Annotated in this window: 10 protein-coding genes; 4 read left to right on the forward strand and 6 right to left on the reverse strand. The window is 42.9% G+C overall.

Annotation, left to right across the window (positions count from 1 at the left end):
- The 4 genes from ACQ4LT_RS14080 to ACQ4LT_RS14095 all read right to left on the reverse strand — a co-directional run bounded on the left by ACQ4LT_RS14080 (position 1) and on the right by ACQ4LT_RS14095 (position 7057).
- Positions 1-3570: a SusC/RagA family TonB-linked outer membrane protein gene (locus ACQ4LT_RS14080; protein ID WP_445666697.1), complete on the reverse strand. Its 3570-nt coding sequence runs from the start codon at positions 3568-3570 to the stop codon at positions 1-3.
- Positions 3571-3680: 110 nt separating this feature from the next.
- Complete coding sequence (locus ACQ4LT_RS14085; protein WP_445666698.1) at positions 3681-4745, reverse strand: FecR domain-containing protein; 1065 nt, start codon at positions 4743-4745, stop codon at positions 3681-3683.
- Positions 4746-4907: 162 nt separating this feature from the next.
- The gene (locus ACQ4LT_RS14090; RefSeq protein WP_445666699.1) at positions 4908-5468 is read right to left on the reverse strand and encodes an RNA polymerase sigma-70 factor; all 561 of its coding nucleotides are present in this window, start codon (positions 5466-5468) and stop codon (positions 4908-4910) included.
- A 515-nt stretch (positions 5469-5983) separates the two neighbouring features.
- Entirely contained in the window at positions 5984-7057 is a 1074-nt protein-coding gene (locus ACQ4LT_RS14095) for a CNNM domain-containing protein (protein WP_445666700.1), read from the reverse strand.
- A gap of 65 nt (positions 7058-7122) precedes the next feature.
- Here ACQ4LT_RS14095 and ACQ4LT_RS14100 point away from each other — a divergent pair, with 65 nt between their 5' ends.
- Positions 7123-9168 carry an ABC-F family ATP-binding cassette domain-containing protein gene (locus ACQ4LT_RS14100; protein ID WP_445666701.1) on the forward strand — a complete coding sequence of 682 codons (2046 nt, stop codon included), beginning with the start codon at positions 7123-7125 and terminating at the stop codon, positions 9166-9168.
- 77 nt (positions 9169-9245) lie between these two features.
- Here the strand turns inward: ACQ4LT_RS14100 and ACQ4LT_RS14105 are convergent, their stop codons facing one another.
- Positions 9246-9674: a VOC family protein gene (locus tag ACQ4LT_RS14105; protein WP_445666702.1), complete on the reverse strand. Its 429-nt coding sequence runs from the start codon at positions 9672-9674 to the stop codon at positions 9246-9248.
- A 77-nt stretch (positions 9675-9751) separates the two neighbouring features.
- Between ACQ4LT_RS14105 and ACQ4LT_RS14110 the strand changes: the two genes are divergently transcribed.
- Together ACQ4LT_RS14110 and ACQ4LT_RS14115 are read left to right on the forward strand one after the other, a co-directional pair.
- Entirely contained in the window at positions 9752-10507 is a 756-nt protein-coding gene (locus ACQ4LT_RS14110; protein ID WP_445666703.1) for an alpha/beta hydrolase family protein, read from the forward strand.
- Between the two features lie 80 nt (positions 10508-10587).
- Complete coding sequence (locus ACQ4LT_RS14115; protein ID WP_445666704.1) at positions 10588-11154, forward strand: superoxide dismutase family protein; 567 nt, start codon at positions 10588-10590, stop codon at positions 11152-11154.
- A 103-nt stretch (positions 11155-11257) separates the two neighbouring features.
- Here the strand turns inward: ACQ4LT_RS14115 and ACQ4LT_RS14120 are convergent, their stop codons facing one another.
- Positions 11258-12730 carry a glycine--tRNA ligase gene (locus ACQ4LT_RS14120; RefSeq protein ID WP_445666705.1) on the reverse strand — a complete coding sequence of 491 codons (1473 nt, stop codon included), beginning with the start codon at positions 12728-12730 and terminating at the stop codon, positions 11258-11260.
- Between the two features lie 181 nt (positions 12731-12911).
- Here ACQ4LT_RS14120 and asd point away from each other — a divergent pair, with 181 nt between their 5' ends.
- Positions 12912-13970: an aspartate-semialdehyde dehydrogenase gene (gene asd / locus ACQ4LT_RS14125; RefSeq protein ID WP_445666706.1), complete on the forward strand. Its 1059-nt coding sequence runs from the start codon at positions 12912-12914 to the stop codon at positions 13968-13970.
- The last annotated feature ends 64 nt before the right edge of the window (positions 13971-14034 follow it).

Below are 14034 nucleotides of genomic sequence, written 5' to 3' on the forward strand. Positions count from 1 at the left end.
TTAGAAAGTTAAGCTTAAGTTCAAGCCGAATGTGCGGACGGTATTTAACTGTCCAGTCTCTGTCCAGGTGATATCCTGGCTCCCCGTTGACAACTCTGAGGGATCCAACCCTTTTGGTGCTGCCTGCCAAATCATAACCGGATTTTTGGCATAAACAGCAACTTCAGCTGAACGGATAGGCAACCTATCCATCAAATCGTTGCCAAACGTATATCCAAATTTAACTTCGCTTAGCTTGATATACGAAGCATCGGTAACCCAATCTTCATAAATATCATCGCCCAGCACACCTCTATAATAGTCGCGTGCATCAACGTACGTAGAAACTTCTTGTCCAGTAGAGGCTGAAATACCTTCTACTTTAACGCCACCGCCATCTGCAACAGGATCGCGAACGTTATTGCCGCGATCATTGACAGCCGCTGTAGCCGGTGCCAGTCCTGTTTTGTGGGCCAGCATTCGCGACCAGCTAAAGAACTGTCCGCCAGACTGGAAACTAATCATCGTAGCAAGGCTAAAGTTTTTATAGTTGAATGTATTCTGGAAACCACCGGTAAATTCAGGAAGAACACTTCCAAAATTGTGGGTAGCATCTGTCCACATCGGCAAATTATTATTATCCAACAAAATTTTGCCAGTCTCCTCATCGCGCTGATAAGCTTGCCCTACCAAAGCACCGTATTCTTGCCCTTCATAGGAGTTCAAATAGCTTTCTGTACCGGAATAAACATGACTACCGTGTGTATAAACATCAATATCCGGGTGCAGTTCTACAACTTCATTTTGATTTCTTCCCAGGTTAAATTTCGAATCCCACATGAAATCACTCGACTCAAGGGGAGTCCCAGAAAGTGCTACTTCAATACCTTTGTTTTCGATAAGTCCGGCATTAATAGTAGCAGTATTATATCCACTGGCTCCTGAGATATCCAATGGAATTATCTGGTTTCTACTCTGCTGTTCGTAATAGGTGAAATTAAGCTTCAAGCGTCCAAAGAAGCTTAAGTCAAAACCACCTTCATAAGAGTGTGAAAATGATGGTTCAATTTCCGGATTGTTGAGATTGTTCGGTACCGAAAGTGTATTTACTGCGTTTCCTTGCTCACTATAAACAGTACCAATGCTATAAACAGAGGTGGTCTGGTATGGATCCAAATCTGAACCTGCCTGTGCATAACTCAATCGGAGTTTACCAAATGTTAACGGATCCCAATCAATTAGCTCGCTAAAAACGAAACTACCTGATATTGAAGGATACCAGTATGAATTATTATCCTCTGGCAAGGTGGATGTTTTGTCATTACGGAGACTTACATCCACGAAATACGTTTCATCGTATCCCAGAGAAAGCAGTCCATACGCACTGTATATCTGCTTCTCAAGTTTATAAGACGTATTATCAGGGCGATCGACCGAGGCTGCAATATTGTAGTAACCCGGTGTTGACAGCCCGCCTACCGTTGACTGGCGCAGATATGAATAATTGCGATCATAGATATTTCCTCCGAGAGTAGCATCTACAGAAAACTTATCCCAACTGTTGGTATATTGAGCCGAAACATCATAGTTCATTTCTCGGTTTTCGTATTTGCCAACCGTATAGCCGGAAGTTCCTGTACCACCGACTGCTGACTTCCACTCAATATGCTGTACGTATACATCCCCCCGAAGTGACGCATTCAATGTCAATCCGGGCATTACATTGTATTCTATCCCGAAGTCACCAAATACGCGGTTTCGGTCGTCCTGAGTCTCATTTTCGTGAGCCAGAAAATAAGGGTTATCCCAATAAACAGCACTGGGGGTTTCGCCCGGAGAAGGAACCCCAATATTCCAATGTTTAATGGTCCCATCATCATATTGATAATCCTTCAATTCTTTCATGCTCACATTACGCTGGAACCACTGTCGAAAATATTGGGATCCATAACCATAACCCTGAGGCGGACGTTGTCCACTGTTTCGAGCATAGTTGAGATTTGTAGTAAATCGCCAATCTTCATTTATATCAATGCCCGCACTTACACCCAGATTATTTCTTTGGTGCCAAGTATTCGGATAAACTCCTTCAGTTCTGGAATCATTAAAACTCAACCGATAGTTACTATTTTCACCACTACCGGAAATAGTAATTCCCTGGTTAGATTTAAACCCGGTTTCAAAGAAGTTCTTCACATTATCCGGATGGGGTTCAAATGGAGTTAATTCTCCATATCTCGGATCCTGCGGATAAAAGCTGAAATATTCCCGAACCATGGTGCCATCCATTCTGGGTCCCCAGCTTTCATCCCAATTCGTTGCTACATAGGGATCACCATTGCTAAGGGTATTAAAATCCAATTTGTAACCGGCACCATACTTATTCTGGTATTCCATGAAATTACCGGCTCGCTGCACTTCAAAACTTGAATTGAAATCTACAGAGAAATCTCTTTGCCCAGAACCGCTCTTGGTTGTAATCATTACAACTCCATACTGGCCACGGATACCATATAATGCAGAAGCAGCCGGCCCTTTAAGCACGTTTACTGATTCGATATCATTGGGATTTACATCCTGTGCCAAGTTACCGAAATCGGCACCACCACTACCGGCAAAATTCTGGTTGGAAATAGGAGTACCATCAACCACAATTAATGGCTGACCTTCACCGCTTAACGAATTAACGCCGCGAATTTTAATAGTCTGAGTACCTCCCATACTTGCACCGGAAGATCCCGAAATTTGAACACCTGCAATTTTACCTGACAGAGAGCCAATTACATTTTGATCTTGGGAATACGTAAGCTCATCTCCTCCTACTTCCTGGGATGAATACCCAATGGATCGTTCATCACGCGTAATTCCCAATGCCGTTACTACAACATCATCTGCAAACGTTTGTACCTCAGATTGTAGTTGTACATTTATGGTACTTCGCCCATTAATAGGGACTATCTGCCGCTGATACCCGATAAAAGAAAACGCTAAGCTATCAGCTTCATCGGGAGCTGTAATAGAATACTCCCCATTCTCATCGGTTGACGTACCAACCGTAGTATTGGGTACCATCACGTTAACTCCAGGCAACGGATCACCTGTTTCAGCATCCGTTACAGTACCGGAAATTTCCTGCTGAAACTGTATTAACAGAGGTTGAGGATCAGGCCGATCCCGCAATACTATTTCTCTTGTTTTCGAAATAGCAGCCTCATACGGCGTGCTCTTAAGCACCTTTTGTAAAGCTTCGGCTACCGTTACATTTTTCATATCAACCGTTATTGACTGCTCTAACGAGAGCAGCTCGGCATTATAGGCTATTCCAAGATCTGCTCGCGATACAATATTCTCCAACACTTCTCGTATCGGCGCATCCTCCACGTCTACTGAAATAATTCCCTGTAATTCCGGAATACGATCGGAATACTCGCTAACCGAGTAAAATGATTTGTTGATGGACTCATTTGCAGCAGACGTAAGATACTGTCCCTGAGCATTGGTCGTGTATGCCTGACTTACTGGCGAAACCAACAATACCGCCAGGCACCAGAGCACCGACTTTGACAAAATATGCAATAACGATTCTTTCATAGAACCTCCGTTTGGATTGATTTTTTATTTTAAACTTATCGCTTTTGAATTACTACGTTTTCTGTTTTAATGAAACCGGTTACAAAACATCATTTTTATATCTCAACTAATTATTTCATAAAAGTGACTTTATTGTCATTTAATTGATATTCAATCTCCAAAGATGTTGTAATCACATCCAATACGTTCCGGAGCGACCGACTCTTTAAATATGCTGTAAGTAAAAGATCCTTTAGAGCCGGATCCTTGAAAAAGACCTCCACATCATATCGCCGCTCCAAGGACTTCGCTACATCATTCAATAATGTTTCTTCAAATTTTAAATAGCCATTTCTCCAGCTCATATATAATTCAATATCTTCCACCGTTCGAGTGGCTACGGTATGTGTTGAAAGATCAAAAGTTCCCAATTCATTACGATTTAAAATCGCTTTTTGATCCTCCGCTTCTTTTTTTTGCCCGAATGATACCCGTCCTTCTTCAACAACAACTTGTACCTGTTGGTCTTCGGGATATGATCTTACAGAGAAAGCCGTTCCCAGAACCCGAACTATTGACCCGTTCGAGTGTACTAAAAATGGTTTGTCCACATTCTCTGATACTTTAAAATAGGCCTCACCGTCCAGATGGACTTCACGAACATCAGCGGCAAATTCTGTTGGAAGTTCAAGTTCACTATCAGCATTAAGCATAACTTCAGTGCCATCGGCCAGTGTAAGGTTCGCTCTCTGTCCATTATCGGTACTAATTTGTCGCAGGACCGGTTCTTGCTCTTTTTGCTCTGGCTGGTACCAGTTATGGTAGGATAGTACCCCCAAAAGACCTGCGACTAAAAAAACCGCAGCTATTCGAATAAATTTCTGAGTTCCCGAATGGATTGAAGAACTCCGAAAAGACCAATAGCGCTTTTTATCGGCAATCTTACCACGTGATGAAACCTTCTCTTTACTTATTTGTCTACCGATCCGATTCCATTCCTGATCAACATTCCACTCCATATCCTTAGACGAAACGGCATCGCTGGAAAGCTGCCAAAGGCGGCGTAATTCCTGAAACTGTTTCTTATTCTCTTGATTCTGATCAATCCATTGCTCAACCTTTCTTCGTTCCTGGACGGTACATTCGCCCGCCAGATAGTTGGCAATCATTTGGTACTCTTTTCCATTTAGCTCCATCACACTGTCTTTTAATGATCGATCTCTTCTTCACCTATAAGACAGTTGTAACAAGCGCTCCCCCCAATAAAACTTTAGAGAGGTGAAAGCTGTATTTGAAAAGAATTGATAGGGATTTAAGAAGGATTCTCACTAAAAAATAAACCCAATAATGGTCTTGGCTTATCCCATTTGTGCGCGAATATCTTTAAGAGCTAATCCCATGTGATTTTCAACAGTCTTGCGACTAATATCCAGTACTTCAGAAATTTCGTCGTAACTAAGACCATGTCGGTGATAAAGGATAAATACTCTGCGTCGGCGTTTGGGCATTGCATCAACAGCTTCCCAGATTTGATCAACCAACTTTTTCTCTTCCTCAAGTCCCAAATCAACCGATGGCTTTATATTTTGCAGCCTCTCTTTTGAAAAAGTCTCCCGGACTTCACTGCGATGCCCTCTTTTGTTAATGTGATTAATTGCGGAATTGCGAACTGCTTTTAAAAGATAGGCCTTAACAGAACGGCGAATTTTCCAGTTTTCGCGGCGATTCCAAATTTTTACGAACACATCTTGCACAAGATCTTTAGCCCTTTCATTACAGCTCGTAAACTGATAAGCAAAAGAACATAAATCATAATAGTACTCACAAAAGAGCTTCTCAAAAGCCTGTTCGTCCCCTTGGCGAATCCTTTCCACCAGATTACTGCCAGGCATATTCTTTTTTTCTTTTGTGAGATTCATACGTTAGCAAAAACTGATATTACAATCAGTATTTCCGTCCTAATGTCCGTTCTAATTAAGGGTTAGGCTAATATTATTAGTAGATTAGTACCTTATAATTAAAAATATAAATGAAAATAGATACCATAAAATACCTCATTCTCAAGTTTTCAATTAGTGCTAAACTTCAGCAGACCTTATCCACACTATTTTATCACACCTACATGTTAAAGTCCTTATTATTTCTTTAATAGAATACAATCTATTAGGTGCATTTTACTAAAATGCTGATAAAAATATTTAACCTCATTAAGAACGGTATTAAATACACTTCATTCAGAAACTTATAAATAATGATACAAATGGCGAGCCTAAAACAGTAAAAAAATGTAAGTCACATTTTTAAATGTATAGGATAATCCCTATTAGCACCCGATTATTTGTTAATTGTAAATGATTAACAAATCAAACAAATAAGGTATTTACTACAAAGGTAATGCCGAAAAAAGTTTATGGGAAAGTTTTTTTACCAGTTGTTACGAAGCTGAATCCAGTGAAGAGGCATCTTCGGGGACAATACCCAAGCGCTTTGCCCGCTCCATCCATTTCTTGCGCGCCATCTTCTGCATATCTTCGATCGTATCCACCTCATCAATGATTTCCATGCCAAGCAAGGTTTCTACAAGATCTTCCATACTAACAACTCCAGCAAAACCACCGTATTCATCAACTACTATAGCGATGTGCTCCTGCTTTTTCATTAACTGCTCAAAGAAATCCTGCAGCGGCATCATCTCAGGGACAATAAGAATATCGCGCTTTAATTCTTTTAACTCCTTATCTGTTTCACCACGTGCCAACATTAGTAAAATATCATTTTTAAGTACATAGCCGGTAACCTCGTCGCGACCGTTTCCATAAATTGGCAACCGTGAAAAATGCAGCTGCTCGATATTATCCCTGACATCATCCACCTTGAGCGTTTCGTCAAAACCTACCACAACCGTTCTCGGCGTCATTATATCCTTAACACGCAATGAATTAAAGCGAATTAAATTTTTGAAGATCCGGGATTCCTCCTCCTCAAAAATACCTTCTTCCACTCCGCGATCTGCCAATGCACCAAATTCTTCGCGACTAAAGCTTGGCATTTTTTCATCCTCTGCAAGCCATCTTGTAATGGCTTTCGACATAACTACCAACGGATACATCAAAAACAACAGTACGCGTAAGGTTTTTGCTGCGAAAGGCGCTAATCTTCTCCAGTAGGTTGCCCCAATAGTTTTGGGGATAATTTCAGAAAGTACCAGAATCAGAAAAGTAAGCACAGCTGATGTGATAGCTACATATGCATCCCCAAAAACAATTTGCGCCTGTGCCCCCACTCCTGCAGCACCTACGGTATGGGCAATGGTATTTAAACTAAGAATAGCGGAAAGCGGACGATCCACATCCTCCTTATAATAGCGCAACAACTTACCGACTTTTGTACCCTTCCGCTCCATAATGGCGATATATGAATGACTCACTGAAAGCAACACCGCCTCCAGAACCGAACACAGAAACGATACGCCAATAGCAAGCGACAAATAAAATATCAGTAAATACATAGATCAAAAATAGAACAATTGTACCTGATTAAAAAGCTTCCTTCACGGAATTCGAAATTGCTCGTTTGTCAAAAAAATCTAAAAAATCATTTAGCTCCACGGCTTTGATGGTTATATTAAGTGCCAATTTTAAAGAACTTATATTCTTGCTTCAACTCGAAAATATATCCCTTTCATTTGGCGACGAAACGTTGCTCGATGGCATCAGCACAATCATTAATCCCGGCGAACGCGTCGGACTCGTAGGTCCGAACGGTGCCGGCAAATCGACTCTGCTCAAAATTATTGCTGGAGAAGTTGAACCCAACGGCGGAAATATCACCATGTCGAAAGCGGCTACCGTTGGCTATCTGCCTCAGGATGGAGTAGATCCTGACCCGGATTTGACGGTCTATGAAGAGATGGAAAGTGCTTTTGCCGATATCCAGGAGCTGGAAGAGAAAGTGCAAAAAGCACGCGAAGAGTTGGCAACTTTTGACGAAGGTAGTCAAGAATATAAAACAGCTATGGAGCAGGTTGGCAAGCTCCAAAATCGCATCGAACAATCCGGGGCTTATGCACTGGAATCAAATATCGAAAAAGTTTTGATGGGACTTGGATTTACACCGGATGATTTTCAGCGTTCAACTACAGAATTCAGCGGGGGCTGGCTGATGCGTATTGCGCTCGGTAAGCTCCTGCTTCAACGTCCCATGTACCTATTATTGGATGAGCCCACGAACCATCTGGATATTAAATCGCTAAGGTGGATTGAGCAATTTTTGAATGGCTACGAGGGTGCAGTCATTATTGTATCCCACGACAAAGCTTTTCTGAATAAAATTACCACACGCACGCTGGCGCTGGAACGGGGGGATCTGCACGATTATGCCGGGAATTATGATTATTACGAGGAGAAACATGCTGAGCGAAAAGAGCATCTGCGCAAGGCCTATGAAAACCAACAGCAGGAGATCAAGGAAATCCAGGAATTTATTGACAAGTTTCGCTATAATGCCAGCAAAGCCGCACAGGTGCAGAGTCGCATCAAGCAGCTGGAAAAAATGGATAAAATTGAGCTCGATGAGCGCGAAGAGGAGATCTTCTTCGAATTTCCTCCGCCCGAGCGCAGCGGCGCTGTCGTGATGAAGCTCAAAAATGTCCGTAAGCAATACGATGATAACGTTGTTTTTGATGATCTCTCCTATTCCATCGACCGTGGGGATAAAATTGCGGTTGTGGGTCCCAATGGCGCGGGAAAATCTACGATGATCCGCATACTTGCCGGACTTGAGGGTTTTGATGCCGGTGAACGTGAACCCGGTCATAATGTGACGACCTCCTACTTTGCCCAGCACCAGGCCGATGAGCTGGATCTTGATAAAACAGTCTTTGAAATCATGCGAGAAGCCGCGCCTAAAACCGATGAAACACGTCTACGTACTATTTTGGGATGCTTCCTTTTTCAGGGCGATGACGTGTTTAAAAAAGTATCAGTATTATCGGGCGGAGAAAAAAGCCGTCTTGCCTTGGCGCGCATGCTGGTACAACCGGCCAACTTCCTGATTTTTGACGAGCCCACCAACCACCTTGACATGCAATCCAAGGAGATCCTGCAGCAGGCGCTCGATCAATATGAAGGTACATATATGATCGTTTCACACGACCGCGATTTCCTGGATCCCATCGTAGACAAAGTGCTGGAAGTACGTCCGAATGAAACTAATACCTTTTTTGGCAATGTTTCATACTATCTGGATAAAGTGGAAGAACGAGAAGATACCGATAAGACTGAGAACCAACAAAATAACAGTTCGAATTCTTCCAATAACGGATTATCGCGCAAGGAAGAACGACGGCTGGCGGCACAGCGGCGGCAGAAAAAGCATGACAAGCTGAAACCATTGAAAAAGAAGATTGATCCGCTGGAAGAGGAAATTGAGAAACTCGAAGAGCGGAAAGATGAGATCGAAGATCTAATGGCCCAGCCGGACTTCTATGACGACGAAGTGCAGGTCAAGAAAATTTCAATGGAATACGAAAAGCTCAAAGGAAGGCTCGTTGAGATCTATGCTGAATGGGAGGATTTGGCAACGAAGATGAGTAAAATTGAAGAGGAGTTTAGTGAATAGTAGTGAGTTATGAGTATTGAGTAGTGAGAAAACTACCGTCTCAATACTCACTTCTCACTACTCATGACTACCAGCCATTACGTTGCAAAAATCTGGTCTTTATTTCGAAAAGCTTTGAACTCGAGCGCATTCCCGCTGGGGTCCTTGAAGAACATCGTAGCCTGTTCGCCGGGTTTGCCCTCAAATCGAACGTACGGCTCAATAATAAAATCAATTCCTTCGTTTTCCAGTCGCTCGGCAAGCTCCTCCCATTGCTCCCATTCCAAAATTAATCCAAAGTGCTTAGCCGGTACCGCGTGTCCGTCCACATCGTTCATGCTCGACTTACCGGCTTCTTCGGGACTTAGATGTGCAACAACCTGGTGTCCCCAAAAATCAAAGTCGATCCAATGATCCGAACTCCGCCCGGTATCACAGCCGAGAACATCCCGATAAAAAGTAAGGGTTTCTTCCAGATTGGAAACCGGAAATGCCAAATGAAAAAGTGGTGTGGGTTGATCTGTCATAGTAAGAAAATTCTTTTATATCTTATCTGTTATCTGAATGAATTCACAAGCAACAAAATATAAATCAATGAGGACTCATGCGATCAGAAAAAATCACGTTTAAAGGAGCCTTTGGAGACCAACTTGCAGCCCGGGTAGATCAACCTGAAGATAAAACCAAAAGTTATGCCCTTTTTGCCCACTGCTTTACCTGCTCAAAGAATTTTAAAATTATTAAAACCCTCAGCAAAACACTTACCACACACGGTATTGGCGTATTTAGGTTTGATTTTACGGGACTCGGAGAAAGTGAGGGCGATTTCGCCAATACCAATTTTTCATCCAATGTCGATGACCTTATTGCCGCATCAGAATATATGGAATCACATTTACAGAGCCCAGCTGTTCTAATCGGGCATTCGCTGGGCGGGGCAGCTATGATTCAGGCGGCTTCCCGAATTGCATCCTCAAAAGCGGTAGCAACTATTGCCGCTCCCAGTAGTCCCAACAGCATCAAAGAAAAGTTTGGGGCCAAGCTCGATACGATAAAAACCGAAGGTAAAGCAACTGTTACGCTGGCTGGACGTGATTTTACTATCAAAAAACAGTTTTTAGATGATCTGGATAAAAACAACATGGACGAGAAGATTAAAAACCTGGATCGCCCTCTTATGGTTTTCCATTCACCGGTAGATAACATTGTCGGAATCGACAATGCGGCTCACATCTACAAAATAGCGCGTCATCCCAAAAGCTTCGTATCTCTCGATGATGCAGATCATTTGCTCAGCAATGAAGAAGACGGCATCTTTGTAGCTGAAATAATTGCCGCCTGGGCGGATCGTTATTTTTAACTTTCATTGAATGCCAATACATTAGCTCTTGTTTAAAAGAATGGATTGAAACATTAACTCAAATAAAAACACATTTACTCATGCAATTATTAAAAAAGTATTTCCTGTCATTTGTATTGCTCTTTTTCGCTATAGGGTGTGCCCAGCAAGAGATGGAACAAGAGGAAACGACAACTGAGCCGGAAACTAATTTCACTAAAGCTGTTGCAGTTGTTCATCCCACTGATAATGGGGACGTGACCGGAACCGTCACCTTCCAACAAGAAGGAGATAGCGTGCGCGTTCAAGGTGAGTTTGAAGGTCTGAGTACAGGCAAACACGGATTTCATATTCATCAATACGGCAATTGCACAGCCGGTGATGGTACTTCTGCAGGCGGCCACTACAATCCTACAGGCAACGACCATGGATCACCAACGCAAGATAATCGCCACATGGGTGATATGGGTAATCTCGTGGTAGCTGATGGAGGTTCTGCCAGTATTAATTATGTTGATCCCAAAATTGAATTAAACGGTCCTAACAGTATTATTGGACGTGGAATTGTAATTCATGGTGGTGAAGATGATTTTGAATCACAGCCTTCAGGTGCTGCCGGACCACGAATGGGATGTGGAGTTATCGGTGTAGCTAATCCCGATGCTTAATCTCTATTTCGCTTAAATAAAAAGGAGTTCACTTTTGAAGTGAACTCCTTTTCTTATTTTAACTATTCTCCTGTATCAAGCGCAGAAACTTAACACTTCAAATCTATTCCGGTTTCCATCTCTTCATCTTCTCATCAATCACTTCTTTAAGCCGACTGACAGGAACACGATCCTGCGTCATATCATCGCGATAGCGGATCGTCACCGTATCTTCACCTTCCGACTCAACCCCATCAAAATCAACGGTAATACAGAACGGTGTGCCCGCTTCATCCTGGCGACGATAACGCTTACCTATTGATCCGGATTCATCATAAAGCACGTTGTAATCCTCGCGTAGATCATCCGTAATCTTATGCGCCAAATCCTGTAGCTTATCTTTTTTAATCAGCGGAAATATTCCGACTTTCGTTGGCGCCAACTGCGGATTCATCTTCAGTACCGTCCGGGTATCACCATCCACTTCCTCCTCTCGGTAGGCATCACACATCACCATCATGACCGTGCGATCAAGACCAATTGAAGTCTCAATTACATAGGGAACATATTTTTCCTGCTTCTGCTGATCGTAATACTCCAGCTTTTTGCCCGAATACTCCTTGTGCTGACTTAAGTCAAAATCAGTGCGATTATGCACACCTTCAACCTCTTGCCAGCCAATCGGATATTCATATTGAATATCGGCAGCCTGTTCGGCGTAATGGGCCAATTTATCTTCGGGATGTGGGTGCGTGCGGAGCTTGCTTTCACGAATTCCCAATTTCTTATGCCATTCAAGACGCTTGTTAAGCCAGTGATCATAACTTTCTTCGTCAGTCCCCGGCTCTACAAAATATTGCATCTCCATCTGTTCAAACTCCCGCATGCGGAACACAAACTGCCGGGCAACAACCTCATTTCGAAATGCCTTTCCAACCTGGGCAATACCAAACGGCACTTGTTGACGAGCTGTATCCATCACATTTTTAAAATTCACAAAAATCCCCTGAGCCGTCTCTGGACGAAGATAGACCGCATCGTCACCATCACCGCCGGAAGAAGTTGCCCCAAACTGCGTCTTAAACATCAGGTTAAACTGTCGCACTTCGGTCCATTCAAACGCACCGGATTCCGGAGCGCGAATCTCTTCATCCATTATAATTTTGTACAGATCTTCGCAAACCCCTTCGCGTGATCCCGCCGTATCGAGCTGCTCTTGCAGTTCATCCGCCTTATCTGCTTTACCATCACTACGTAGCTTTGCAATATGATTTTCAATCAGCATATCCGCCCGATAGCGTTTATTTGACTGCTTGTCATCAATCATGGGATCATTAAATCCATCCAAATGACCGCTGGCCTCCCACACTTTGGGATGCATAAAAATAGCTGAATCAAGCCCCACAATATTGTCATGACGCTGGGTCATCTCTTTCCACCAGAAATCGCGGATGTTCCGTTTGAGCTCTGTGCCCAACGGCCCATAATCGTAGACGGCTCCGAGTCCGCCATAAATTTCAGAGGATTGATAAATGAAAGCGCGGGACTTTGCTAACGATACAAGCGTATCTAAACTATCGAGTTCGGTAACTGACATGAACGTGCTAATGTTTGGGTTCAATAATGATTTTAAGATGCCCAAAGATAGAAAAAATTACTGCTTTAATTAATTATCCTTTTATCCGTATTTTAGGTGCTTTTGAAAAGCTTAATTGGGAATGCTTTTCCCATGAATTCCATTGACAAACCTAAACTATAGTTCAAAACAAAATCTATTTATGCATTCATATCAGGTTGGTCTACTCGGTGCTACCGGGGCCGTCGGACAAAAATTTATTCGCTTGCTCGAAAATCATCCTTGGTTCACCCTGAAAGTATTGGGAGCCTCAAAACGATCTGCCGGCAAAAAGTACAAACAAGCTGCCCACTGGATTGAAAAGACCGAACTGCCCTCGAACGCAGCGGAACTTACCGTTCAAGAATGTGATCCAGATAAATTCAAAGGAGTAGATTTCGTTTTCTCTGGACTTGATTCATCCGTAGCCGGAGATATCGAGCAAACTTTTGCTAAAGCAGGCATTCCGGTAATATCCAATGCGAAAAACTATCGCATGCACGATCAAGTGCCACTGCTCGTTCCCGAAGTGAACCCCGAACACGCTAAGCTGATCAAAAAGCAATCTTTTGATCCTAATGGTAATGGCTGGATTGTCACTAATCCTAACTGTGTTTCCGTACCGCTTTCAATGTCGCTAAAACCACTGCACGATGCCTTTGGCATTGAATCGCTTGTGGTTACCTCCATGCAATCCGTTTCGGGTGCTGGCTATCCCGGCGTTTCCAGTATGGATATCGTAGCTAACGTCGTGCCGTATATTGGTGGAGAAGAACCCAAAGTACAGACCGAAGCGACAAAAGTATTAGGTACACTGTCGGATAACTCGATCAATTTTAATGATTTTACTATTCAGGCCACAGCTGTGCGCGTCCCTACAATCGAAGGACATCTCCTTTCGGTATCGGTGAAACTGAAAAATCCACCATCCACTATAAAAGAAGCCGAACAAGCATTTACTGACTGGCAGAATCCCATTGCTAATCTGGATCTGCCCTCATCTCCGGCAAATCCCGTACGACTGTACAAAGAAGATCGCTATCCCCAACCCCGTCTTCATGCTGATCGCGAAGGCGGCATGCAAACAGCAGTGGGACGACTTCGAAAAGGTATGGTCATGGACTTAGGATACGTAACCATGGCCCATAATACTATCCGAGGTGCAGCAGGTGGAGCTATATTAAATGCTGAACTCTTAGCTGCAAAAGGATATATAAGTTAATTTTCATTCTTTAAACTTTATCCCTGCCAGAAATTTAAGTTCCGGCAGGGATTTATCATTTCAA

This window comes from Fodinibius sp. AD559 (assembly GCF_052712805.1).

Coding starts and splice junctions, on each gene's coding strand:
- ACQ4LT_RS14080 (WP_445666697.1), bottom strand. CDS start 3,570: ATGAAAGAATCGTTATTGCATATTTTGTCAAAGTCGGTGCTCTGGTGC.
- ACQ4LT_RS14085 (WP_445666698.1), bottom strand. CDS start 4,745: ATGGAGCTAAATGGAAAAGAGTACCAAATGATTGCCAACTATCTGGCG.
- ACQ4LT_RS14090 (WP_445666699.1), bottom strand. CDS start 5,468: ATGAATCTCACAAAAGAAAAAAAGAATATGCCTGGCAGTAATCTGGTG.
- ACQ4LT_RS14095 (WP_445666700.1), bottom strand. CDS start 7,057: ATGTATTTACTGATATTTTATTTGTCGCTTGCTATTGGCGTATCGTTT.
- ACQ4LT_RS14105 (WP_445666702.1), bottom strand. CDS start 9,674: ATGACAGATCAACCCACACCACTTTTTCATTTGGCATTTCCGGTTTCC.
- ACQ4LT_RS14110 (WP_445666703.1), top strand. CDS start 9,752: ATGCGATCAGAAAAAATCACGTTTAAAGGAGCCTTTGGAGACCAACTT.
- ACQ4LT_RS14115 (WP_445666704.1), top strand. CDS start 10,588: ATGCAATTATTAAAAAAGTATTTCCTGTCATTTGTATTGCTCTTTTTC.
- ACQ4LT_RS14120 (WP_445666705.1), bottom strand. CDS start 12,730: ATGTCAGTTACCGAACTCGATAGTTTAGATACGCTTGTATCGTTAGCA.
- asd (WP_445666706.1), top strand. CDS start 12,912: ATGCATTCATATCAGGTTGGTCTACTCGGTGCTACCGGGGCCGTCGGA.